25 protein-coding genes and 1 pseudogene are annotated in these 25414 nt (G+C 34.6%); 16 read left to right on the top strand and 10 right to left on the bottom strand.

The features are described from left to right. Positions 1-369: 369 nt before the first annotated feature. Positions 370-2283: an ABC-F family ATP-binding cassette domain-containing protein gene (locus KPF49_RS06395; RefSeq protein WP_183675433.1), complete on the bottom strand. Its 1914-nt coding sequence runs from the start codon at positions 2281-2283 to the stop codon at positions 370-372. Positions 2284-2407: 124 nt separating this feature from the next. Between KPF49_RS06395 and KPF49_RS06390 the strand changes: the two genes are divergently transcribed. The 6 genes from KPF49_RS06390 to KPF49_RS06365 all read left to right on the top strand — a co-directional run bounded on the left by KPF49_RS06390 (position 2408) and on the right by KPF49_RS06365 (position 7212). Continuing rightward, positions 2408-3043, top strand: a complete 636-nt coding sequence (locus KPF49_RS06390) for a redox-sensing transcriptional repressor Rex (RefSeq protein ID WP_183675436.1) — start codon at positions 2408-2410, stop codon at positions 3041-3043. Between the two features lie 11 nt (positions 3044-3054). Next, the gene (gene tatA, locus KPF49_RS06385; protein ID WP_183675438.1) at positions 3055-3306 is read left to right on the top strand and encodes a twin-arginine translocase TatA/TatE family subunit; all 252 of its coding nucleotides are present in this window, start codon (positions 3055-3057) and stop codon (positions 3304-3306) included. Positions 3307-3354: 48 nt separating this feature from the next. Then, positions 3355-4050 (top strand): twin-arginine translocase subunit TatC, encoded by a 696-nt coding sequence (tatC, locus tag KPF49_RS06380; RefSeq protein ID WP_183675440.1) that lies wholly within the window; start codon positions 3355-3357, stop codon positions 4048-4050. A gap of 60 nt (positions 4051-4110) precedes the next feature. Continuing rightward, on the top strand, positions 4111-5592 hold the full coding sequence (locus tag KPF49_RS06375; protein ID WP_183675441.1) for a sucrose-6-phosphate hydrolase: 1482 nt from the start codon (positions 4111-4113) through the stop codon (positions 5590-5592). A gap of 26 nt (positions 5593-5618) precedes the next feature. Further along, a complete protein-coding gene (locus KPF49_RS06370) occupies positions 5619-6416 on the top strand; it encodes a MurR/RpiR family transcriptional regulator (protein ID WP_183675443.1) in 798 nt (265 codons plus the stop codon). A 118-nt stretch (positions 6417-6534) separates the two neighbouring features. Beyond that, complete coding sequence (locus tag KPF49_RS06365) at positions 6535-7212, top strand: LPXTG cell wall anchor domain-containing protein (protein ID WP_183675445.1); 678 nt, start codon at positions 6535-6537, stop codon at positions 7210-7212. 26 nt (positions 7213-7238) lie between these two features. Here the strand turns inward: KPF49_RS06365 and KPF49_RS06360 are convergent, their stop codons facing one another. Beyond that, positions 7239-8939 (bottom strand): M3 family oligoendopeptidase, encoded by a 1701-nt coding sequence (locus KPF49_RS06360; protein ID WP_183675447.1) that lies wholly within the window; start codon positions 8937-8939, stop codon positions 7239-7241. Positions 8940-9071: 132 nt separating this feature from the next. Here KPF49_RS06360 and KPF49_RS06355 point away from each other — a divergent pair, with 132 nt between their 5' ends. From KPF49_RS06355 to KPF49_RS06330, 6 genes are all read left to right on the top strand, one after another. Further along, positions 9072-9668 carry a LemA family protein gene (locus KPF49_RS06355; protein WP_183675449.1) on the top strand — a complete coding sequence of 199 codons (597 nt, stop codon included), beginning with the start codon at positions 9072-9074 and terminating at the stop codon, positions 9666-9668. After that, complete coding sequence (locus tag KPF49_RS06350; protein ID WP_183675451.1) at positions 9668-10492, top strand: TPM domain-containing protein; 825 nt, start codon at positions 9668-9670, stop codon at positions 10490-10492. The genes KPF49_RS06355 and KPF49_RS06350 overlap by 1 nt, the downstream gene beginning before the upstream one ends. Before the next feature lie 80 nt (positions 10493-10572). After that, positions 10573-11703, top strand: a complete 1131-nt coding sequence (locus KPF49_RS06345; RefSeq protein ID WP_183675453.1) for a globin domain-containing protein — start codon at positions 10573-10575, stop codon at positions 11701-11703. Between the two features lie 121 nt (positions 11704-11824). After that, entirely contained in the window at positions 11825-12883 is a 1059-nt protein-coding gene (locus KPF49_RS06340; protein ID WP_183675455.1) for a YeeE/YedE family protein, read from the top strand. A 14-nt stretch (positions 12884-12897) separates the two neighbouring features. Further along, positions 12898-13122: a sulfurtransferase TusA family protein gene (locus KPF49_RS06335; protein ID WP_183675456.1), complete on the top strand. Its 225-nt coding sequence runs from the start codon at positions 12898-12900 to the stop codon at positions 13120-13122. Between the two features lie 94 nt (positions 13123-13216). After that, entirely contained in the window at positions 13217-13588 is a 372-nt protein-coding gene (locus KPF49_RS06330) for a thiol-disulfide oxidoreductase DCC family protein (RefSeq protein ID WP_183675458.1), read from the top strand. A 29-nt stretch (positions 13589-13617) separates the two neighbouring features. Here the strand turns inward: KPF49_RS06330 and KPF49_RS06325 are convergent, their stop codons facing one another. Further along, positions 13618-14385, bottom strand: coding sequence for a CPBP family intramembrane glutamic endopeptidase (locus KPF49_RS06325; protein ID WP_183675460.1), 768 nt, complete (start codon positions 14383-14385; stop codon positions 13618-13620). Positions 14386-14555: 170 nt separating this feature from the next. Between KPF49_RS06325 and KPF49_RS06320 the strand changes: the two genes are divergently transcribed. The 3 genes from KPF49_RS06320 to KPF49_RS06310 all read left to right on the top strand — a co-directional run bounded on the left by KPF49_RS06320 (position 14556) and on the right by KPF49_RS06310 (position 16746). After that, complete coding sequence (locus tag KPF49_RS06320) at positions 14556-14849, top strand: co-chaperone GroES (protein ID WP_183675462.1); 294 nt, start codon at positions 14556-14558, stop codon at positions 14847-14849. 12 nt (positions 14850-14861) lie between these two features. Further along, positions 14862-16487, top strand: coding sequence for a chaperonin GroEL (gene groL / locus KPF49_RS06315; protein WP_183675464.1), 1626 nt, complete (start codon positions 14862-14864; stop codon positions 16485-16487). A gap of 91 nt (positions 16488-16578) precedes the next feature. Further along, positions 16579-16746, top strand: coding sequence for a hypothetical protein (locus KPF49_RS06310; protein WP_183675466.1), 168 nt, complete (start codon positions 16579-16581; stop codon positions 16744-16746). A gap of 554 nt (positions 16747-17300) precedes the next feature. Here KPF49_RS06310 and KPF49_RS06305 read toward each other — a convergent pair. The 4 genes from KPF49_RS06305 to KPF49_RS06290 form a co-directional block, all read right to left on the bottom strand. After that, positions 17301-18623 carry a nucleobase:cation symporter-2 family protein gene (locus KPF49_RS06305; protein ID WP_183675468.1) on the bottom strand — a complete coding sequence of 441 codons (1323 nt, stop codon included), beginning with the start codon at positions 18621-18623 and terminating at the stop codon, positions 17301-17303. Further along, complete coding sequence (locus tag KPF49_RS06300) at positions 18623-19201, bottom strand: xanthine phosphoribosyltransferase (protein ID WP_183675469.1); 579 nt, start codon at positions 19199-19201, stop codon at positions 18623-18625. The genes KPF49_RS06305 and KPF49_RS06300 overlap by 1 nt, the downstream gene beginning before the upstream one ends. Positions 19202-19277: 76 nt before the next feature. After that, the gene (gene nhaC / locus KPF49_RS06295; RefSeq protein ID WP_183675471.1) at positions 19278-20678 is read right to left on the bottom strand and encodes a Na+/H+ antiporter NhaC; all 1401 of its coding nucleotides are present in this window, start codon (positions 20676-20678) and stop codon (positions 19278-19280) included. Between the two features lie 30 nt (positions 20679-20708). After that, positions 20709-22211, bottom strand: a complete 1503-nt coding sequence (locus KPF49_RS06290) for an amidase family protein (protein ID WP_183675474.1) — start codon at positions 22209-22211, stop codon at positions 20709-20711. Positions 22212-22288: 77 nt separating this feature from the next. Between KPF49_RS06290 and KPF49_RS06285 the strand changes: the two genes are divergently transcribed. After that, the gene (locus KPF49_RS06285; RefSeq protein WP_183675476.1) at positions 22289-23140 is read left to right on the top strand and encodes a DUF4097 family beta strand repeat-containing protein; all 852 of its coding nucleotides are present in this window, start codon (positions 22289-22291) and stop codon (positions 23138-23140) included. An 11-nt stretch (positions 23141-23151) separates the two neighbouring features. Here KPF49_RS06285 and KPF49_RS06280 read toward each other — a convergent pair whose 3' ends face one another. The 3 genes and pseudogenes from KPF49_RS06280 to KPF49_RS06270 all read right to left on the bottom strand — a co-directional run bounded on the left by KPF49_RS06280 (position 23152) and on the right by KPF49_RS06270 (position 25354). Next, entirely contained in the window at positions 23152-23820 is a 669-nt protein-coding gene (locus KPF49_RS06280) for an RluA family pseudouridine synthase (protein ID WP_183675478.1), read from the bottom strand. Positions 23821-23960: 140 nt separating this feature from the next. Continuing rightward, positions 23961-24818: pseudogene (locus KPF49_RS06275) on the bottom strand (IS3 family transposase); the annotation flags it as partial. Further along, positions 24818-25354, bottom strand: coding sequence for a helix-turn-helix domain-containing protein (locus tag KPF49_RS06270; RefSeq protein WP_219490066.1), 537 nt, complete (start codon positions 25352-25354; stop codon positions 24818-24820). The gene KPF49_RS06270 and the pseudogene KPF49_RS06275, both read right to left, overlap by 1 nt. Positions 25355-25414 lie beyond the last annotated feature (60 nt).

Here is a 25414-nt window from a genome sequence, read left to right as displayed (position 1 = left end):
TAGTTGAGGAGAGTAGAGAAGTTGTCTAACAGAAAAGATAGTAGAAAAGTACACTATTACTTATGATAAGAAGCAGTCTAACCAAAGAGATAGTATAGAAGTACACTATCATTTGCGATAAAATTGCGTTTAACTATAAAGATAGTGTATAACTACACTATAACTTACGATAAAAGACAATCTAACGAAAGAGATAGTAGAAAATCACACTATCACTTCCGATAAATCAATAAACCATCTAAATCTCTCGTGTCACCACCGATCCAATACATAGAATAAATCAAAATAAAAAAGTTATACACAGCTGTGGATAACTCTGTGCATAACTTATGGATTACTTGTGTAAAATATAAAAGATTTTGTGGAGAACTATTCAAATTCTGCAAGCTCTAACTCTATTTCTTCCCATCGGGATAACTTTTCTTCAAGTTTCTCTTTGAGTTCATTTAACATTTCATTTAATTCGTTTACCTTTTCAAAATCGTTGAAAACTTCTGGGTCTGTCATTTCTGTCTCAATTGTTTCAATTTTTAATTCGATTTTTTCAATGGATTGTTCTAGCGATTCTCCTTCTCTAGATAGCTTTTGCATAATACTACGGCGCTCTTTTTGTCTTTCGTAATCATCGTTTGTTACATGTTCGTCTTTATTATCCTCAAATAATAGCTGAGCATTTTCTTCTTCTTTTTTATGAACATAATATTCATAATCACCGTTAATAATTTTAGTTTTATTAACATCCATCTCCATAATGCGATTAGCGAGTTTTTTAATGAAATAACGGTCGTGTGATACGGCGATTAAAGTGCCTGGATAATCTATCAACGCTGACTCGAGCATCTCTTTACTTTGAATGTCTAAGTGGTTTGTCGGCTCGTCGAGTAGTAATAAGTTATTTTTTTGTAGCATTAGTTTTGCGAGTTGAATTCTCGCTTTTTCTCCACCGCTTAGCTGATAGACATGCTTATTGACATCGTCTTGTGTGAATAAAAATTGACCGAGTATTTTACGAATGTCTTGCTCTTGAAAATGTGGATATTCTTTCCATAATTCTTCTAATATCGTATTTCTAGAGTAAAACTCTGCTTGTTTTTGGTCATAGTATCCGATTGAAACATTTGTCCCGTACGTAATCTCGCCTCCGAGTTTTGGTAACTTTTTAGCAATCGTTTTAATTAATGTCGATTTACCAATACCATTTGGCCCTAGAACAAGTAATCGATCTTCTTTTTCCACAAAGAAGTTTAACTTTTCGTTTAACACATTATCGTAACCAATTGCGAGATCTTTCACTCGTAAAACATCGTTTCCACTTTCTTTTTCAATATCAAAATGGAACTTTGCTTGTCTCGTGTCACGTGTTGGTGAATCGATTCGGTCCATATGTTCAAGCATTTTACGCCTACTTTTTGCCATCCCACTCGTTGAAGCACGTGCAATGTTACGATCTACAAAGTCCTCAAGTCTTTGGATTTCTTTTTGTTGGCGCTCATACATTTTTAATTGACGTTCGTATGTTTTTTGTTTTTCATTTTGATAATCTGTGTAATTACCGAGATATAGTGTACCTTGATTAAATTCAATCTCATAAATTTTATCTACTATTCTATCTAAGAAAAATCTGTCGTGTGAAATCACAACAACTGATCCCGTATAACGATTTAAGTATTTCTCTAACCATTCAACAGTTTCTAAATCTAAATGGTTCGTTGGTTCATCGAGTAGTAGTATATCTGGGCGATATAAAAGCATTTTTCCAAGTTGAAGGCGAGTTTTTTGCCCACCAGAGAATTCACTAATTGGGCGATGTAAGTCTTCTAAAGAAAAGTTAAGTCCTGTAATTACTGTTTTAATTTCAACATCGATTGTATATCCGTTATGTTGTTCAAAAAAGTTTTGTAAGTACTCTAACCGTTTGACGTTCTCTTCATATTCAGGATGCGTATATTCGTGGTCTGTTAACCATTTTGTAACTTCGTCGATATCATCTTTTGCTTTTAATACGTCTTTAAATGCGAGGTTCATTTCTTCTAATACGGTTTTATCTGACTCTAAAGACATTTCTTGTGTTAAATAACCAATCGATATATCTTTTGGAGTAGATATATGACCGCCATCATAGGATAATTCGTCTGCCATAATTTTCATTAACGTTGTTTTTCCAGCACCATTTCCACCGACAATTCCAATTGTTTCTCTCGATTTCACTTCTAAACTAATATTTTTTAAAATCTCGGTCGAACCGTAGTTCTTTTGGATGTTTTGTAAACTCATGACAATCATATGTAATCCCTCTTTCTTAGTAAGTGTAGTGTATCATGTAATCTATTAAAAATACGATGAAAAATCCTAAAACATACAAAATTGTATGATATAATTAAATGACAATAATTATGAGGTGAGTCTTTTGTTAAAGAAGAGGAAAATTCCTAACGCGACATTAGATCGATTGCCTTTATACTTCAAATTCTTTAAGCAAAGTGAAGAAAATGGTGTCGACCGCGTGTCTTCACGTGAAATTAGTGAAGCACTTGATATAGATTCCGCAACAATTCGACGTGACTTTTCATACTTCGGAGAGCTTGGTAGAAAAGGCTACGGATATAATGTCCGAGCACTTGTTAAGTTTTTCTCTGAACAAGTCCAAGGTAACGGTATTAAAAATGTTATTTTAATTGGTACAGGTAATTTAGGTAGTGCATTACTTAACTATAATTTTACAAAAATTCATGATAAAATAAATATAGCAGTTGCCTTTGACATAGACGAAGAAATTGTCGGAAGTACAATTAATGGTGTTGAAGTTATAGATATTAGTGAATTAGAATCTGTAATTAAAGAAATCAACGCTGAAATAGCGATTTTAACTGTACCTGGTCAAGTTGGTGTTGAGCTTTCACATGATATAGAGTCCTATGGTATTAAAGGTATTCTAAACTTTACGCCAGAAAAACTCGCAGTATCAGAGAAAGTAACTGTACATAACATAGATTTAAGCGTTGAAATGCAGGCGCTATTATTCTATATGAAGCATAAGTATTAGGAGGGGAAAAAATGAGTGTATTTATTCCTATGACTTTAGGAGCTGTCGCTCCGGTTAGTTTAATCATAATTGCAGCAGTTGCTCTTTTAATTTTCGGTCCAACTAAATTACCACAGCTTGGTCGTTCAGTTGGTACAACTGTTAAAGAATTTAAAGAAGGATTTAACGGTTTAGGCGAAGATTCAACTGAAGATGATAAAGACAAAAAAGAAGAAGTCGTTAAGATTCAAACTAAAAAAGAAGACGAAACAGTTCAAAAATAGTTTATAAAAAAGGTGGCGCGTGCCACCTTTTTTAGGTGAGGTGGCTTTATGCACGAGAAAAAAGAAATAATGGAGCACGTGGAAGAATTACGTAAGCGTGTATTGTTTACGTCGTACTTCTTTGTTGCAGCACTGTTTGCTGGGTTTTATTTTGCAAAGCCTCTCGTAAATTATTTACAACATGCACCGTGGCTTGAAATGACCGAGATGCATGCATTTAACGTAACAGATCCATTAAGAATATATTTAACGATGATTGTCATCATCGCATTTATAATTATATTACCTGTTGTTTTATATCAGTTTTGGGCATTTGTAAGTCCTGGATTATACGAAAAAGAGCGTCAAGTGACACTAATCTACATTCCAATCGCATTTTTACTTATGTTACTTGGGATGGTGTTTGCGTATTATATTGTCGTACCATATATTGTAAAATTTACATTTAGTCTATCGATTGAAATGGGTATTGTAAGTACGATTGGCATTAATGATTACTTCGGATTTTTAGTTCGTACAGTATTACCGTTTGGTATAATATTCCAAATGCCGATTTTAGTGTTATTCGCAACACAACTCGGGATTATAACACCGATGTTTTTAAAGAAAAATAGAAAATATGCGTACTTCATTTTATTTGTAGTAGCAGCACTAATCGCACCACCAGATGTTATGACGCACTTTTTACTTACGTTACCAATGATTTTACTTTATGAAATTAGTATTTCGGTATCTAGGATATAGACGATACTTAAAAGCAGAAGAAGCAGCACTGAAACAATCCTTAGAGGAGGACTAATAACTATGGGGCGTATTGAAGACTTTGATTCCTTTGAAACTGAAGAGATGATTAAAACAACAATGACAAGTAAATGGCGATTAAACTATCATGTTCAACCAGTAATGGGTAAGCTTGGTGCGCCTTGTGGTTTCTTTTACATTAACGGGTTATACCACTTATTTTATGAATGGACGCCATCTGTAACAGACGAAGAGAAATACTTATATCACGTAACAAGTGAGGACTTAGTCCACTTTAATAATGAAGGTATAAAAGTTCGACCAGACGATTTATACGATAAGTATAATTTATATGGTGGCAGTTTATCGTTAATTAATAATGAATTAACACTCTTCTTCACTGGTGAGCAAGAGAAAAATGATGGTATACATACATATCAACTGGCTGGAACAGTAGATACTGATTTTAATGTTAAAAAATTTTCTACACCAATTTTAAGAGAAATTGAACCTGGCTATAATACATATTTTAGAAATCCGTACGTATTTTCTTTTGACGGTGAAATTAACATGATGATTGGTACGATGAATAGTGATGAATTTGGGCGAATCATTATGTACCGTGGTAAAAGTTTAAATGATTTAAAATTCATTGGAGAAATTAATACTGGCTACGATATGTTTGGATACTTCTGGGAATCACCAGAATTGTTTCATTTAGACGATGCAGAAGTGTTAATAATTAACCCAAGAGGTCTCGATAAATATAAAGACTTGTTCTGGAATATTTATCAGTCTGGATATATGATTAACGATTTTGAATACGGATCGTTATTTGTTAATCACGATGACTATAGGGAATTTGACTCTGGCTTTGATTTTTATCGTCCAGTGACATCAACTGATAAAGACGGTAGACGTGTATTAATCGCTTGGATGTCCGCCCATGAAAGTAAGTATCCTACAGAGGTTGATGGTTGGAAAAATGCATTAACACTGCCTCGCGTGTTAAACGTGTCTAACGACTTTTTAATTCAAACGCCGCATCCAAATTTAAAATCATTACGTAAAGAAAAGCTTACAGCAATGGGATATTTTAATGAGCATCGAAAACAGCTGACAGATTTTTATGGATCGAGTTACGAATTAAACATTGACATTAAAGAGAACAACGCGAGAGAACTTAATTTCATGTTAAGAAAGAGTAACCGTGAGGAGACGATTATTCATTATAATACTGATGAAAATCGAATTACGTTAGACCGTACGTTTAGTGGTGCGTTAATTTCAAATGTCGACGGAACAAAAAGAAGTAAAGTATTAAATCGCCCATTAGAACATTTACAAATATTTATGGATGAATCTTCTATAGAAATATTTATAAATGGTGGAGAACATACGATGACAGCAAGAATTTTTCCGCGAGAAGAATCTGTCGGAGTTGAAGTAATGACTGAAGACGGTGATTGTTTCGTTGAGATGACGCATTATAAATTAGGAAAGTTTAAAGAGAATCCTATTTTAACGAGCCGTAAAAAAATCTAATCATATATACACTGGAGGATGATTAAATGTTTTCCGTGCTAGAACTTATTCGTAGAAGATACGAAACGTTTACCCCTGTAGAATTAAAAATCGCAGATTATATATTAAATCATCCAGAAAAAGTTATAGAAATGACTGTGCAAGAAATCTCAAAAGAAAGTGGTACGAGTGACGCAGCAGTTATCCGCTTTAGTAAAAGGCTCGGATTAACGGGAATTAAGTCGTTAAAAATTGAATTAACGAAAGAACTCCAAGAACTAGACACTCACCCGTTATCTAGAAACATTAATCTTTCAAAAGATAAAGAATCGATGATCTTTCAAAAAGTATTCCAAAATTCTTTAAGAGCGTTACATAGTAATGAGACACTTGTCGATCGTAAAGAATTAATTGAAGCGGCAGTGCTAATTAATAAAGCAGAGAGAATTGTATTATTTGGAACAGGAGAATGTCAGTTTATCTGTTTAGATTTTCAAAATAAATTGCTCGAAATACATCCATCGGTATACGTCGTAAATGATTTAACAACATTAAGACATCGTTTTAAAACACCCACTTCAAAAGATTTGTTAATTACTGTAAGCACTGACTATAACCCAGAAATTGTTAAAGCTCTACGTCTTGTCAATGACTATCCAATTAAGACTTTAGCGATTACAAATGATTTAAACCAAATAAAAGCGAAATCTGATTATACGATTTCATTTACTGAAGAAGAAACAAATACAGAACTTATGATGACGAGTAGAATTGGTCTTTTTATGGTACTAGACATTTTATTTTTATATACGAGTAAATATAAAAACATCAATGTTTTAAAGTAATTGTTAAGTGATTATTTCATCATCGTTAAGCTTTTGTAACAAATGATTATTTCGGTAGATTAATAAATACCAATTTACTATACTTAGTATCAAGAAATACATAGAAGGGGGCATAGGTGTGAGAGCATTAAAATTATTATCTACTATATTTTTATTAAATATTATCATTTCGGTACAACCAGTTCATGCTGAAGAAGATGCTGTAGAAACATCTCCAAAAATCGAGACAAACGCTGTCGATGAAGGTGCTGGTGAAAATGTGTCCGGAGAAGAGTCAAATGACCAAGAAGAAGGTCAAAATGAAAATCAAGAAAATGGTACGACTGAAACACCTACAGAAAACACCCCAGAAGCACCTAAAGAAAATAATGATAATAATGGTAATGTAGACACACCACCACAAGGTTCGGGTTCAGGTGAACTAAACAGCCCAAATGAGATTGATAAACAGTTAAAAGAATCTGACGAACAAGTGCTTGATGCAGTTCGTGTAGAAGAAAAACCTAGTGATTATAATAATTACGATACGAATGTCAACACTCAACAAGAATTTGATAATAACTCTAGTGAAGTTGTCGAAGACAACACAGTAGTATCAAAAGAAGATCACTCGAAAGGTAAAACAAATAACAATAAAAAAGATAGTAAAAAGAAAACACCACATGGCGCGAAAGAATTACCAAATACAGGTATTCATGAAAATATAGAATTAATCTATGTATTAGAAATTGTTTTATTAACATCAGGGTTACTTTTATTATTTAGAAAATCTTCAAAAGTTAAAATTAGAAAATAATAGGGTCACGTTAGTGACCCTATTTTTTATAAGTTTTTATCATCAATGTTATCTAAGTGCGTTTTTACGTATTCAACAATTTCTTTTAACGTACCATCTTCAAATGGTGAATTTAAGTTCGCTGCTTTCACTAGTTCACCAAATGGTAAAGAACCGCCAAGTTTACATAGTGTTAAATAGTCTTTAAACGCGTTGTCGAAATCTTCATTTGCACGTTTAAAGAATTGTAATGCACACACTTGTGCGAGTGTGTAGTCAATGTAGTAAAATGGCATATCGAATAAGTGACCTTGTCCGTGCCAGAAAGCACCATCTACATATCCAGGAATATCTTCATAGTCTCTATCTGGAAGGTAGACAGCTTCAATTTTCTTCCATTCTTCACGTCGCTCTTTTGGCGTTAATTCAGGATGATCATATACGACGTGTTGGAATTCATCAATTGCCACTCCATACGGTAAAAATTCTAATGCACCTGCGAGGTGAGAGAATTTAAACTTATCTGTCTCTTCTTCAAAGAATAATTCCATCCATGGATACGTAAAGAATTCCATACTCATCGAGTGAATTTCACATGCTTCGTGTGTTGGCATAATGTATTCAGGTACAGAGAAGTTACGAGAAGAATACATTTGGAATGCGTGTCCTGCTTCATGAGTTAACACTTCAATGTCTCCTTGAGTACCGTTAAAGTTCGAGAAGATAAACGGCGCTTTATAGTCTTCGATGAAAGTACAATATCCACCGCCTTCTTTACCTTTTTTTGCTTCAACATCAAAAAGGTTTCTTTCAGACATAAATGTATAAAATTCATCGGTCTCTTTAGAAAGCTCTTTGTACATTTTTGCACCATTTTCCATAATTGCTTTAGTGCCACCTTTAGGTGTTGGGTTACCTGATTTAAATTCATATGCTAAGTCGTAATATTTTAAATCTTCTACGCCGATTCTTTCTTTTTGACGTTTTCTTAATTCAGTTACGTAAGGAACGACGTAGTCTTTCACTTGCTGGCGGTAGTTTTCTACCATACTGCGGTCGTAATCGATACGGTTCATATGAATATAACCAAGTTCAGTATAGTTATTATAGCCAAGCGCAACAGCCATTTCATGACGTTTTTTCACGAGTTCGTCGTAAATTTCATCAATTTCATCGCGGTGCTCTTTCATAAATTTTTGTTTCGCGTGAATTGCTGACTTTCTAACATCTCTATCGTCGTTAATCATATACGGTGCAAACTCAGTTAACGCGAGTTTTTTACCGTCATATTTAATTTCTGCTGAAGAAAGTAAAATTGAGTATTTAGAAGCTAGTGCGTTAATTTCACTCATTAAGTCTTTAACTTTCGGATCGAAACCTTTCAGTTTATTTTCAACTAATGAGAATAATTGTTTACCGTATAGTTCTTCTAACTCTTTACGAAACGGGCTGTTTAGAAGTTCTTCATAATAATCGTTTGTGATTGCTGAAAGCACAGGTAAATTTTTATCGTAAAATTCACGTTCTTCTAAATAGAATTTATCTTTCGTATCAATTGAAGAACGAATTGTTGCGATTGTTACCATAGAGTAAATATGTTTAATTTTATCGTTAAACTGATTGATAACAGTTTGTTGAGATTCTAAAGAATCCGCTTTCTTAAAAGCGTTTAATAAGCCATCGACTTCTTTAGAAAATAGATCAAAATCCGGACGTTCATATTTAAAATCTTCAAATTTTGTAACCATCATTTTCACTCCTATTTTTTATGTTACTATTATTTTACTATACTATATTAATAAAGTTTACGCTCTTAAAGTAGCAGAGTACTTTGTTAATTTAGTATAATAAATATAGATTTAAATAAAGGGAGTTTAAATATGAAAAAATTTCTAGTACCTATTGGTGTGGTACTTGCGGTTGTTATTTTTTTAGCAATGTTAATCATGCCAAAGTATAACAGTTTCGTTCAACTGGATGAAACAGTGAATCAAAAAGAATCACAAATTGAAACGCAACTTCAACGTCGTGGAGATTTAATTCCAAACTTAGTCGAAACGGTAAAAGGCTATGCATCACACGAAAAAGAAGTATTTGAAGACGTTGCGGATGCGCGTGCTCGTTTAGCAGGTGCTGAAGGTGTGAGTGAATTAAGTGAAGCAAACGATGAAATGACAGGTGCATTATCACGTTTACTCGCAGTAGCTGAAAACTATCCAGACCTAAAAGCAAGTGAACAATTTACAGGACTGCGTGATGAACTCGCAGGTGCTGAAAATAGAATTGCGACTGCACGTAAAGATTATAACGAAGCAGTTGAAGAATATAACAGACAAACTCGTTTATTCCCAGGTAACATTATCGCTGGTGTGTTTAATTTTGAGAAGAAACCATACTTTGAAGCAAGTGAAGATGCTAAAGAAGTACCAGGCGTAGATTTTAATACGAATCAAGAGGATAACTCTGGTGATGAGTAATGAAGCGGATATTTCCACTTCTTCTCATCTTTATATTAATTGCACCATCTGCTGAAGCAGCGCGTGTAGATCTACCGAAACTTAACCAAAATCATTATTTCGTTCAAGATAATGCAGAAGTGTTAACTTCTGAAACAATTAACGAATTAAATGAACTTGGTACCCATTTAGAAAAAGGAACAAGTGTTGAAATGCTACTCTTAACGATGCCGTCAACTGGTCAAGAACACCGTCAAGATTTTGCACTACGTGCATTAAGAGAATACGGTGTTGGTAAAAAGGAAAAAGATAACGGCATTGTTATATTTTTTAATAATGATAATAACAATGAATTTAATAACCGAGGAATTGACGTTCAAGTAGGTTATGAAATTGAAGGGTATTTAAATGATGCTAAAATCGGTAAAATTATCGACGACTACGCACTAGAAGATGCTAAACGAGGAGATTACGACAAAGCATTAAAAAATCTCTATAAAGCACTATACGAAGAAAGTTTAAATGCCTATGGATACGATGAAGAAACCGGCGAATTTACAAATGAACAACCAGAAGAAACTTCTAATGATGATGAGTTTTATACATTTTTATTTAATACGCTCGTTTTAGTAATTGTTATTGCAATATTATTTTACATTGTGAATAAAAATAACCGAGGTGGCCCACCACGTGGAGGTAGACGACGTCCGTCTTATCGCCGTAGTGGAACACCGATATTCTTCCCTTCAGGTGGAAGTGGTGGTGGATTCTCTGGCGGAAGCGGTGGCTTTGGAGGCTTCGGCGGAGGAAGCGGCGGTGGCGGAGGCGCTGGCCGTGGATTCTAGACTAACCTTGACATAAAAATGTCAAGGTTTTTTATGTTACATGAATTTATAGATGTTAAAATTAAGTGAGGAGGGATAACATGCTAACGAACGAAGAAAAAGATCTCGTTAAAGCAACAGTTCCATTATTAAAAGAACATGGTAGTGAAATTACGAGCACATTTTATCAGCGTATGTTCGAAGACCATGACGAATTATTAAACATGTTTAACCAAACAAATCAAAAGTTTGGAGATCAACCAAAAGCACTTGCAAACACAGTACTTGCAGCCGCTGAACACATCGACGATTTAGAAGCGATTGTACCAGCAGTCATTGGAATCGGTCATAAGCATCGTGCATTAAATGTAAAAAAAGAACATTACCCTATTGTCGGTAAATATTTACTCATCGGTATTAAAGAAGTACTTGGTGATGTAGCTACTGATGACATTATGAATGCTTGGGAAAAGTATTATAATCAGATTGCTCAAATATTTATTGATGTAGAAGAAAAAATGTATGAAGAAGCAGCTTGGGACGGGTTTAAACCATTCATTGTAAAAGAAAAAGAGTATTTAACAGATGATGTGATTAGATTCACTGTTCAAAATGATGAAGCATTACCTGAAATCATTCCAGGTCAGTATATTACAGTTAAAGTTAAACCAAAAGATTACCCCTACGAAGCTTTAAGACACTATTCGATCTGTTCTATTAATACAGCGGATGGTTTACAATTTGCCGTTAAACGTGAAGGTGAAAAAGACGAAGCAGGCGTAGTCTCTCATTATTTATTTGATGAATTAAATGAAGGAGATATTATTGAACTTTCAGCACCAGCTGGTGATTTCTTACTAGATCATTCAGATGAAAAACTATTATTTATTGCTGGAGGAGTTGGTTTAACGCCGATTATGTCTATGGTAGAGAGTGCCGTAAAATATAATAAAGACATTGATTTAATCATATCGACGACTGATGAAACAACACTACCATTTAAAGAAGAACTAGAATCATTAAAAGACAAAGTAAATATCACCATTAGATATACTAAAGACGATGGCTATTTAACAGCAAATGATATTAGTGGTTATGATGATTATTCAATTTATATATCAGGTTCATTAGCATTTAACCAAGCGATGATTAATGCTTCTCTAGACAATGAATATGATATGAGTAAAGTACATTACGAAGCATTTGGACCAAGAATGAGTCTAGCAGTATAGTTCAATTTTCCGAGTGACTAATCACTCGGAATTTTTTATAAGTAATTCCTATTGACTTACTATGATTTATATATTACATTAATTCATAGCATTTAAATATGAATTATTTGGAGGATGTTTTATGATTTGGACTATAGTAAGTGGGCTAATAGTCGGAATCCTTTTAGGATTCGTAATGCAACGTACTAGGTTCTGCTTAACTGGTGGATTTAGAGATATGTACGTTCAAAAAAATAACAATATGTTTTATGCCTTACTGATTGCAATTACAATACAAGCGATTGGTTTAATTGCTCTAACAGGGTTTGGTGTATTAACAATAGATAATGGCACATTTCCTTTAATAGGTACAATTATCGGAGCATTTTTATTTGGTATCGGTATCGTTCTTGCAGGTGGATGTGCAACAGGTACATGGTATCGTGCAGGTGAAGGTTTAATAGGAAGTTGGATTGCACTCGCAATGTATGCGTTATTCGCAGCGATGACAAAAAATGGACTTTTAAAACCAGTGATGGAAGGTATGAACAGTAAGACTGTTGGAAATGCAGATATGGTATCAACAACAGGAATTCCATTTACCGTATTAGTATTGATTCTTACTGCTGTCACATTATATTTTGTCATTAAAACTTTAAGAAAGCCTAAGAAACAACGTGCAAGTTTACCACAAAAATTTACCGGAGCTCGTCACTTCTTTTTTGAGCGTAGATTCCACCCATTCACTGCAGCAATTCTAATTGGAATTATTGCGCTTATCACTTGGCCAATTTCATATTCAACAGGAAGAGAGAGTGGCTTAGGAATTACAACACCATCATCAAACTTAGTTATGTTCATAACAAGTGGAGATGTAAATTATTTAGACTTTGGAGTTTTCTTAATTCTAGGAATTTTCGTTGGATCTTATATTGCTGCTAGAGGCTCAAGAGAATTTAAATGGAGATTACCAGATAAAATAACAATTAGAAACTCAGTCTTTGGAGGAGCATTAATGGGATTCGGTGCAGCATGTGCAGGCGGATGTACAATTGGTAATGGACTTGTTGCAACAGCAGCGATGTCTTGGCAAGGATGGATTTCATTACCATTTATGATTTTTGGTACATGGTTTATGAGTTATTTCTTATATGTAAAACCAATGAAACAAGCAATTGAAACACCGGTACAATCTAATTAATAAGGAGATATATTATGGTTTATGAACTTGGAACTGTAGGAATGGTATGTCCATTTCCTTTAATCGAAGCACAAAAGAAAATGGAAACATTAGATATTGGAGATGCTTTAAAAATAGATTTTGACTGCACTCAAGCAACAGAAGCTTTACCAAACTGGGCAGCTGAAAATAACTACAATGTAACTGAATTTGAGCAGTTAGATGATGCGTCATGGACAATCACAATTGAAAAAGTGTAAAATTAAATAGAGTCCAATAGAAATCCCTTTAAGTTATACTTAAAGGGGTTTTGTTTATATTAATATTTAAACTTTAATGTATTGGAGTAATGTTATGAAAAAAGTACTCATATATGACGGAGATTGTAATTTATGCAGTCGATTTATCAATCTAGTAGTTAAAGTGAATAAAAATGATGACTTGTATATTACGGACTTTAATAGTGAATGGTTTAAACAACTCCCATTTAATATCGACACTGAAAGTGTGTCGTATCTCTCTAAAGATAAAATATACAATAAGTCAAACGCGGTCATTCATATGTTGATGGATGCAAATCAATTATTTAAGCCAATCATTATACTAAAGCTTATTCCTAAAGGTTTTAGAGATAAGCTATATGATATTGTTTCAAATAATAGATATAAATATAAAAGTGCATGTTCGGTAAAATCTGTAAAATTTTACCGAATGTATTTAAAATAAAACTCTCAAGAAATTCTTGAGAGTTTTACTTATATTATCGTATTGAATATGGCTTTAATGATAATTAAGCCGTTCGTTTGAAGTTCTTCTAATTGTTCAATTTGATCTTTAAATGTGAGTTGTAGTAATACAACACATCCATTCATTAACATATGAACGACGATTGGAACGAGCAGTCGATTCGTCATTACGTAGACAAAACTAAAAACATAACTCATACCGACGTAAATTAAAATATGCGTAAAATCAAAGTGCGCGAATGCAAAAACAATTCCTGAAATTAAACCTGCAATTAAAAATGCAGCGACTTTATTCATCGGTAGTCTCTCGTATATTTCAGCGAAAATTGCGCGTCTAAATACATATTCCTCGATAATCGGACCAATTACAGCAACAAATAAAATCATATATGGCATGTTAGAAATCATTTCCATAATATGTTTTGTATTTTCACTTTCCATTGGATTTCCTAACAGACGGAAGTTAATTTGTGCGGTAATGATTTGTGCAACGTATGCGAGTATTAAACCACCAAAAATCCATGCGATTGTTTGTAGAGGTGGTGTTTTAGCGCCTCTTTCAAAGATATTTTTATCTTTATGAATATTACCTAAAATTAAAATAACGATAAGTCCGACAACGTAAATGACGAACTGATACGGCATATATAAGCTTAAAATTTCTTGAACACTCGCGCCTGGATTTTTAAGTGCGATATAAAGTTGGATTGGAATACCAGCGATTTGAATAACTCCAAACATTACGACGATAAATAAACTATATATAGTTCTATTCATATACAAACTCCTTAAAATAAGTCTCTAGACAATAGTACCATTTTACAATATAAAACATGAAAACTAAATGCTATAACTTGAAATTTGACTATCTTTGATGTATTATAAAAATCAGTTAGCAAATCACATTGATGAGTGCTAAAAAACGATTATTGGGGAGGACTCAAACGATGTTAAGACCTTTAGAAAATAGAGTGATTTTAGATATTAGTAAAGATAAAAAAGAAGAAACTACATCTTCAGGTATTATTTTAACTGGAGATTCATCAAAAGAAGAACCGGTCTACGGTGTAGTTGTCGCAGTCGGACCTGGACGTACGTTAGATAACGGTGAAGTTGTAAAAATCGGCGTCACTGAAGGTGACAAAGTCGTCTACAACTCATTTACAGGAACAGAAGTTGATTACGAAGGTAAAAGTTATTTAATCGTACCCGCTCAAGATATTTTAGCAGTAGTAGAATAAGGAGAGATATGAATGGCTAAGGAACTTAAATTTTCTGAAGATGCACGTCAATCGATGTTACAGGGTGTTGAAAAACTTGCAAACGCAGTTAAAGTGACACTTGGACCTAAAGGTCGTAACGTCGTTTTAGATAAACAATTTACAGCACCACTCATTACAAATGATGGTGTCACAATCGCAAAAGAAATCGAGTTAGAAGATCGCTTTGAAGATATGGGTGCAAAACTCGTATCTGAAGTTGCGACAAAAACAAACGACATCGCTGGTGACGGAACTACAACAGCGACAATTCTCGCGCACGCGATGATTGAAGAAGGTCTTAAAAACGTGACAGCAGGCGCAAACCCTGTTGGCATTCGCCGTGGAATTACTAAAGCAGTTGAAGAAGCGGTTAAAGCACTAGAAGACATTTCTAAACCAGTACAAGATAAAGCATCAATCGCTCAAGTTGGTGCAATTTCAGCAAACGACAAAGAAGTCGGAGAATTCATCTCTGAAGCGATGGAAAAAGTCGGTAATGACGGTGTTATTACAATCGAAGAGTCTCGCGGGTTAAATACTGAATTAGAAGTTGTTGAAGGTATGCAGTTTGACCGTGGATATTCATCTCCATATATGGTGACTGACTCAGAGAAAATGATTGCTGAACTTGATAATCCGTACGTCTTAATTACCGATAAAAAAATTACGAACTTCCAAAACGACTTACTGCCAATCTTAGAGCAGGTCGTTCAACAAGGTCGTCCAATTTTAATTATCGCAGACGACGTAGAAGGGGATGCACTTGCGAATCTTGTATTAAACAAATTACGCGGAACATTCACAGCAATTACTGTAAAAGCACCAGGATTTGGTGATCGCCGTAAAGCAATGCTTGAAGACATCGCGGTCTTAACAGGCGGACAAGTGATTACTGAAGACCTAGGACTAGAGTTAAAAGATGCTAGTCTAGATATGCTTGGTACTGCTTCAAAAGTACATGTCGATAAAGAAAATACGACAATTGTTGAAGGAAGCGGTGACGAAAACGCGATTACTGGACGTATATCTCAAATTAAAGCTCAACTTGAGGAAACAGACTCAAGTTTCGATAGAGAAAAACTACAAGAACGTCTTGCAAAACTATCTGGTGGAGTCGCAGTTATTAAAGTCGGTGCGGCAACTGAAACAGAAATGAAAGAACGTAAACACCGTATTGAAGACGCATTAAACTCAACACGTGCAGCAGTTGAAGAAGGAATCGTTGCAGGTGGTGGTACAGCGTTAGTCGAAATATATGACAAAGTCGCATCACTAGACGCAGAAGGCGATGAAAAAACAGGTATAAACATCGTACTAAAAGCACTCGAAGCACCAGTAAGACAAATCGCAGAAAACGCTGGACTAGAAGGTTCAGTCATCGTAACGAAACTAAAAGAACAGACAAACGGATTCGGGTATAACGCAGAAACAGACGAATGGGTCAACATGATAGAAGCGGGAATCGTTGACCCTAAAAAAGTCACACGTTCAGCACTCCAAAACGCAGGATCAATCGCATCAATGTTCTTAACAACAGAAGCAGTCGTCGCAGACATTCCAGAAGAAGAAAACATCGGAGACATGGGCATGGGCGGCGGCATGCCAGGGATGATGTAAAAGATAACTAAGCCTAGTTCCAAGTGAACTAGGCTTTTTATCGTATAGATTGGTATAATTTAAATACATACTAAGAGTTAGAGGTTTTATAATGAAAATTAGAAATACAATATTTACACTGTTAGTCATTAGCTTTGTAATGCTGCTGCTGGCGAATTTTATACCAGAAAAACTGGGTGGATTTTTATTTTTATTTTACATCATACCAGGGATTTTATTTTTTGTAAGTGCTGGGATACTCGCGTTTAAGAAAGATTAGATTTATAGAAATTAGTATTTGAAGAGGCTTTTTATCTTATTAAGCTAGATAAAGAGAATTGTCTGCGGATAAAAAATTAGCCGATGCTATGCGGAGTATCGGCGGTGAGTTTCTAATACACCGACAATAAAGAGAGTATCGTCGGCTAAAAATGGAAATAGCGAATTTCACCGACTATTTGTTGAGTACTATCGGCGAACAGAAATCTCGCATTCGATACTCCAATCTGCGTCGGTGAAAATTACTTTTAACCGACGATTGGTGTAAATCACAGAAATCGTCAACGAAATTAGATACTCGTACCTCTATAAAGGTACTATTGTCAATGAGATTTTGTGGTGTTTACGATAATTAGAGTATTGTTTACGAAATCACCGAAATTTCGATTTTCGTTGACGATATGCTTCAAACTGTCTATGATAAAAAAACTCATTGACGATACTTCGTTCTCTGTCAACGAGTTTAGTTTTTCGTTAACGATATCTTAAATCATCTACGAAAAAATTTTTTCATTAATGATTTCATATAAAAAGACACACTCATAAAGAGTGTGCCTATTTTTCTTCATCTGGTGCCGCTTCATATATTTGATCTTTTATGTCATCATTTGCTTCTAGGTTAAAGTTTAATACGACATTTAAAAATATCGCTGCTAAACTTCCCATAACTATACCACTTTCTGTGATAACTGAGATGCTTGATGGTAAACTGCTGAATACATCTGGCACTGCAGTGACACCGAGTCCAAATGAGACTGAAATCGCGACGACCATTAAGTTGTTTTGGTTATCAAAGTCTACTGTACTAAGCATTTTAATTCCGTACGCACTGACCATTCCGAACATTGCAATCATCGCGCCACCTAGTACTGAATCAGGTATTGCGAGTGTTGCTGCACCTATTTTTGGCATCAGACCGAGAATCATTAGCATAACTCCAGCGATGTAAATAATTTTCAATTTACGTACACCAGATAACTGAATGAGTCCGACGTTTTGACTGAATGTTGTATATGGTAAAGAGTTAAATAGTCCTCCGAGCATAATCGCAAAACCTTCTGCACGGTATCCACGTTTTAAATCTGCTTCACGAATTTCTTTATCGGTAATATCGCCGAGTGCGAAATATACACCTGTAGATTCAACTAAACTGACCATTACAACTAAAATAAGTGTCAGTATTGGCACTAAATGGAATTCTGGCGTTCCGAAGTAAAAGACGGCAGGTAAATGTAACCATGATGCTTCTTTTACTGGAGATACATCAACTTGTCCGAAAAATGCCGCAATAACTGTACCGACGACAATTCCAATTAAAATCGCAATCGACGCGAAAAATCCTTTGGCAAATTTTAAGACAAAAAGAATAATGAGTAACGTAATAAACCCGAGACCAATGTTTTCAAGTGATGCAAAATCATCGGCACCTTGTCCGCCAGCGAAGTTATTTAACGCTACAGGAATCAGTGTTAACCCGATAATTGTTACGACAGATCCCGTTACGACGGGCGGGAAGAATTTTATCAGTTTACTAAAATATTTCGCGATAATAACGACAAATAACCCTGCAGATAAAATTGCACCATAGACACTTTCAATACTGTATGTATTTGCGATATTAATAATCGGTCCGACAGCGGTAAAGGCACATCCTAAAACGACCGGCAGTCCGATTCCCATGAATTTGTTTTTCCGCACTTGTAAAATTGATGCGACACCACACATCATTATGTCAATTGAAATTAAATATGTAAGTTGTGCGGTTGAAAGTCCTATGGAAGAACCAACGATGAGTGGAACGATAACAGCACCAGCATACATCGCGAGGACATGTTGAAGTCCAAGCGATGCATCTTTTAAATTTTGCTGAAGTGCCATTAATTGTCACCAACAAATTTGACTTGTTTGTCATACATTGATTCAATACGAGCGAGTGACTCCACACGGTAACCTTTATCGCGTAAGATTTTACCACCGCTTTGGAATGCTTTTTCGATGACGATTCCAATACCGACAAGTTCTGCGCCTGATTGTTCTACAACATCAACTAAAGCACCTGCCGCTTCACCATTCGCTAAAAAGTCATCGATAATAAGCACTTTATCATCTTTAGATAAAAACTTTTTCGCCACTGCAATCGTATTTGTTTCTTGCTTAGTATATGAAAATACTTGTGAAGTGAATAGATTATCATTTAATGTTAATGATTGTCTTTTTCTACCGAATACAACAGGAATATCTAAAAGCATACCGACCATTACGGATGGTGCGATACCTGAAGATTCAAGTGTTAAAACTTTTGTAAATTCGACGTCTTCAAATCGATGAATAAATTCTTGTCCAATTTCTTTCATTAAAAGTGGATCAATTTGATGATTTAAAAAAGAGTCGACTTTAAGTACGTTTTCGTTTAATGCTTCACCGTCATTTAATATGCGCTGTTTTAAAAGGTCCATAATAATCTCCATTCCTATAATAATGTATAAATGATAGCAGAAAATTATCAATACAACAATAAGCGAACGCTTACTATCAATTAGGTTTTTCTTCTTTTGTACCAAGTCCAATGCCTGTGATTGCATATATAAGTGCAAATACGATACATAAATAACAAGGAATCGCCCATATAGCATATTCATTGACTCCAACGCCGAGTACTTCTAAATAATATATAGCTGACACACCCCAAGGGACAAAAGCAAGAACCATAGTCCCGGAGTCTTCTAGTGTACGTGACAGAGTTTCAGGTGGTAAATTTTGATCTTTATAAGCATCTCTCATAAGTACACCGACCATTATTATAGAAATAGATGCAACTCCTGATGTAAAAATGATAATTAAACTACCTAAAATTGTTGACGCAATTAGGCCAGCTTTACTCTTAATATACTTAAAAAATGAATTTAAAATAGTATCTAAACAACCCGCAACTTCTACAATTCCAGCAAAGGCATATCCACAAAATATAGTAACTACAATTGTGGTCATAGAAAAAATACCTCCGCGGTTTAGAAGAGACTGTATAGATTCAGAATATGTTGTTTTACTATCTATCATTTCTGTAGTAAAACCGTTGGCCATTGAAGTAACACCGTCAACAATCGAAAAACCATTAGACAAAGTACCAATAATAATCGCAAGTAATGAAGATAAAAACATGACTGGAACAATCGGTTTTCTTGTAAAAGCGCCCCAGAGTATCAATATAAAAGGTAACAACATAAATAAATTAAAGTTGTATATATCATCAAGTTGATTTAATAAATTATTGACACTCGATGCATTTACGCTCTCGCTTTCAAAACGACGACCTACAATAAACCAAATTATTAAACCTACAATAGAAGCCGGTACTGTTGTCCAGAGCATATGTTTTATATGTGTATAAAGATCTGTTTCAACAACTAAAGCTGCAAGGTTTGTTGTATCTGAAAGTGGAGAGAGTTTATCTCCAAAAATCGCACCTGAAATGATCGCACCCGCAGCAATACCAAGTGGTATATTTAACTCAGTTGCTATTCCCATAAGTGCAACTCCAGCCGTCGCTGTAGATCCCCAAGCTGTTCCTGTTGCGACTGAAACTATCGCGACAATTACAAATGCCATAACTAAAAAGTAACTCGGATGAATTAATTTTAAGCCATAATAAATTAACATCGGTACAGTTCCAGAGTAAATCCACGTTCCAATTATAATACCGACGACAAAAATAATGAAAATTGCTGGCATTGCTGTTTTTAGGTTTTTAATAATATTATCTTCCATTTCATCCCAAGACACACCAACTCTTAAAGCAATTACAGCTGAATATAGTGCTGTAATTAAAAGTAGGGGTTGAATAGGGATTTCATATATACCAAATCCAATTCCGATTAAAGCAGCAAGGACAATAAAACATGATATCGACTCAATAAATGTAGGTTTTCTTTTCATATATACCTCCTAAGAAATTAAATGAAATTATTATTTAGTTTCGTGAATATTTGATTTAATAAACCCGGATTCTTCTAACTCATACGCAAGTTCTAGTAATCTATCTTCTTCACCTTTACGTGCAATAAACATACTGCCTATTGGTAGTCCATCTTTTGTTTCATACATTGGAAGGCTAATTGCCGGTTGACCAGTTAAATTTATCGTCCAAGTATATGGACTGTACATGCTACTTACTTTGAATACTTCTTCAAATATATAAGACGTTTCTTCATCAGACAAGTTTTCTATATTTTGTAATTTTTCAATAGATTCTTTTGAAGGACTAAAAGCATCGATATCTTTTGTTGGGCCATTCATTGTTGGTGTTAAATAAAAGTCATAATTATTATCGTCAAGGAAACTATGATATAAATCACTTAGCGTATCCCAGTAGTTTAAAGACTGAGTATACATCCATCCTGGTACTCTTAGTCCTGCGTTATACATTCCATAAGAAATAAGCTCAACATCATCTTTTTTAATTTCTCTACCTAAAGCTTTTTCCATATCTTTAAACATCGCAGCGGTTTCAACCATGTTCATAGTAAAATACGAATGAATAGCTTGTTGCCCGTCTACTGGTACATTATCTTCGACAACTATATGTCCAAGCTTTTTAAGTTTTTCTACTGCATCATTCAAACTATCAATTGCGGATTGATTGACTTCAGAACCAATCGGTGATTCATAGCTATATGCAATTTTAAGTCTCTTTTTAGGTTTACTCAGACCATTAAGGTTTAAGTTTGGAGGTAAGTATGGAGAAGCGATCGGTCGATTGTCCATTACTTTAAGTAATTCATATGTCTCTCGGACTGATTTTGTTAAAAAGAAATCGATTGACGCACCTTGCCATTGTCTGTAACTTCCTGGACCGCTTGTTGTACGTCCTCTTGTAGGTTTTAGTCCAATAAGACCGTTTAAACTTGCGGGTATTCGAATAGAACCACCGCCATCGCTGCCAGATGAAGCAGGGACCAGGCCTCGTTTTAAAGCTGCGGCAGCACCACCACTAGATCCACCAGATGTTAAGGGCTTACCAAATGGAGAATATGAATTACCGTATAATTTAGAATCAGTAATCATTTTAAATCCAAATTCAGGCACGTTTGTACGTCCGACAATGACAAATCCGTTCTCTATTAATTGTTTCACGAAGTTACTTGAACTTTTCGGAATATAATCTTTAAAAAGTTTTGATCCATTCGTCGCTGGAATGCCTGCTTCTTCTTGTCCAAGATCTTTAACAAGAATTGGAACACCGAAAAATGGAGGCAAGTCTTTTATATTTTCAGAAGATAAACTTTCTAACTTTTTATCCATGTCTTTTGCGATATTAAGCGCTTGATCTTTTTGTATATGAATGACAGCGTTCATATCGTCGTAATGTTCGATATTATGTAACGCACGCTCGACGAGCTCTGTTACACTAACTTCTTTTTGTTTTACTTTTTCGCTATAGTATAATGAATCATGATTAAATAAAGTCATTAAAAAATCTCCCTTACGAATTTACTTATTAGTATAACTAAGAAAAGAAAAAGTTTAAAAAAGAAAGGTGTTACTAAATGGACCGTTATGAGTATTTAGGAACTGTGAAGTACCATTTACAATCATTAACTAGTAAACAACAAGATAAAATAATCGATTCGTTATTGAATCGATTTCGAGAAAAAGATGACGATGACGCATTAATTAACGAGTTAGGTGCTCCGGAAACACTAGCTGAAAAATATTTATTTAATAAAAAAGATTTGACGGTAGATGACGATGTTACACACTTTAAGTTTGAAACGACGTTTGTTCCTGTCTATGTTTATGAGTCGGATGATGAGTATCTACATTTTAACGTAACGAAAGATATCGATTTGGAGAAATTTCAATATGAAGTTAACGAAGGTGTATTTAGTCTTAATTTAAAACTGTCTCATGCAAGTAAAAACACGCGTTTAGAAATATATTTACCAGATAAAAAAATCGATCGCGTTGAAATGATTCAGCACTACAGTTCAATTCATGCGGATTCTATAAAAGCGAAAGATATACAATTTAAAAATGATGTAGGTCAAGTGATTATTAAAAAAGTAGAAGCAGATACGTTAACGTGTTATCTACAAACAGGAGAAATGAGAATTGATGACGTTGATACAAAGCATTTAAAATTTAACGTCAGCACTGGGAAACTCGTTTTAGATAATGTAAATCAAGATCAGCATATCGACGGTAAAGTCGCAACAGGTAATGCGATGATTACGCTAGATAAGATGTTTGATAATGCAGAGTTAATTCTAAAAGAACAGTTCGGTGCACTTATTATCGATGGATACGATGAGGAAATTGATGGAAAAGTACTTGGAAATGGAGAGTATAAAGTAAAGCTCGTTGCAAGTTACGGAACGTTAATGATAGACACGAATTAAGTCTATTTGACTTAATTCGTGAATCTATTCCAGGGATAGCGGTTTGGAGGAGTACTTGTAACTGTAATAACTTCATCTTTAGTTGGATGTTTAAATTTAATTTCAGAACTCCATAAAGCGATTTGTTCGCCGACTTTACTATTTTTGTTATATCGTTGATCTCCGAAAATTGGAGCATTTTGATTTGATAGTTGTACACGGATTTGATGTGAACGACCAGTATGAAGTTTAACTTCGAGTAGACTGAGTGCTTCATCTAGACCGATAGTTTTATACTCAAGCACTGCGTGTTTAGCATCTTTTGCACCTTTACTCGCGACAAAAGATGTGTTCGTTTTACGGTTTTTGACTAAATAATCTTTTAGCGTGCCATTACTCTTTAGATGTCCTTCTACTACAGTGACGTAACTGCGCTCAAATGTATTTTTACGAATCTCATTGGATAGTCGGCTCGCAGCTTTAGAAGTCTTCGCAAACACAATCGCACCGCCAACAGGGCGGTCAAGACGATGGACAAGTCCTAAAAATACGTTGCCTGGTTTATGATATTTTTCTTTAATATATTCTTTTACAATTGTCAGCATGTCTTTATCATTAGAATTATCTGCTTGAACGGGGATATTATTTGGTTTTGTTACAGCAATGACGTGGTTGTCTTCGTATAAAATATCTAGCTTCATAATTAAACCTACTTTTTGTTATATTGACTTTAACGGTATCATAATAATGATTATAAGACGAACGAAATAAACAAAAAAACCGAAATCGTTATTGATTTTGTACCGAACCCATAAATCCGGACATTCTTGTCCGTGAATTCTTATATGGCTTGTTTCCTGTATTGAACAGGAGACAGGCCATTTAATTTCTCTTTTATTCTTTTGTTGTTGTACCAATCAATATATTCTTCTAATGCCTCGATTAATTCTTGAACATTTTGATATTTAACACCGTAATAGATTTCTTGTTTAAGCAAACTAAAGAAATTCTCCATAGGTGAATTATCTAAACAATTTCCACGTCTAGACATACTCTGCTTGATATTATTCTGCTCTAGTAATTGTGTCCATTTGACATGCTGATAATGAAACCCTTGATCTGTATGAATCATGAGATTATGCTCTATAGGCAGCTTCTTAATAGCTTTCTCTAGGGACTCACAAGTAAATTTTACTGTAGGTGATGTAGAGATACTGAATGACACAATCTCACTATTATATAAGTCCATAATGGGTGAGAGATACACTTTTACATCTGAGTTGTCCACTTTGAACTCAGTTACATCACTGACATAAACTTCATTCATCTGATCTACGTTAAATGCTCTGTTTAGCTCATTATCTGCAATTTTTCCAACTTCACCTTTATACGAACTATACTTTCTACTTCTTGTTGTGAATTTCGTACACAATAAATTGTACTTCTTCATAAGTCTGAGCACTCTTTTATGGTTCACAATAATACCTAGATTCTTTAGTGCGAGTACAACTCTTCTATAGCCGTAAGTAAATCTAGATTCTTGAATGATGGATTGTATTTGTTGAACTAATCGCTGCTCAGATTCATTTACCTGATTTAATTTTTCTTTCCATTCATAAAATGAAGATCTTGGTAACTCAGAAATCTCTAACCAAGTACTCAGTTTAACTTCTGTTTTAATTTGCCTTACTTCTAGTACTACTTGCGTCTTTTCTTTGTTTGAGCACGCTTTTCCCGAAGCAAGGCATCCAACTTTTTTTGGTAAAGCAGTTTTGCTTCGAGGTACTCATTTCTTTCTCTTAGTTCAATAAGTTCTTCTCTCTCAGACTTTGATAGTTCTTTTGGTTCATCGTTATTCTTAGGCATAGTCGTTCCCTCACGTTTTCTAGGTCTTCCTAAAGTACCACACAAACCACTAAAGCCTTCCAAATCATACTTTCGCTGCCAACCAGCTATTGTAGATGGATTCTTGATTCCAAAGACTTGAGCTGTTTCTGAATAGGAAGTTTCGTTATTTATCCTATATTTTAATACGGATAACTTAAACTCACCAGAATAACGTGTTTTAGATAAACTTTTCTTTAAACCAACTTCGCCATAGAGATTATAAGCCATTATCCAATTGTTGATCGTGTCATGGCTTATATTAAACTCTTTTGAAAGAATGATTGCTCCAAAACCTTCTTCATATCTTCTTATAATTTCTAACTTCAAATCATAACTATACTTTGACATACGAATAACCCCCTAAATCCGTGTCCGGATTTAGGGGGTCAGTGCATTTCGGTTTTATCA

Source organism: Nosocomiicoccus ampullae, from assembly GCF_019357495.1.
Classification (GTDB): domain Bacteria; phylum Bacillota; class Bacilli; order Staphylococcales; family Salinicoccaceae; genus Nosocomiicoccus; species Nosocomiicoccus ampullae.
Note: the sequence above shows the minus strand (reverse complement) of the source record. Positions and strands in the feature narration are given on the sequence as shown.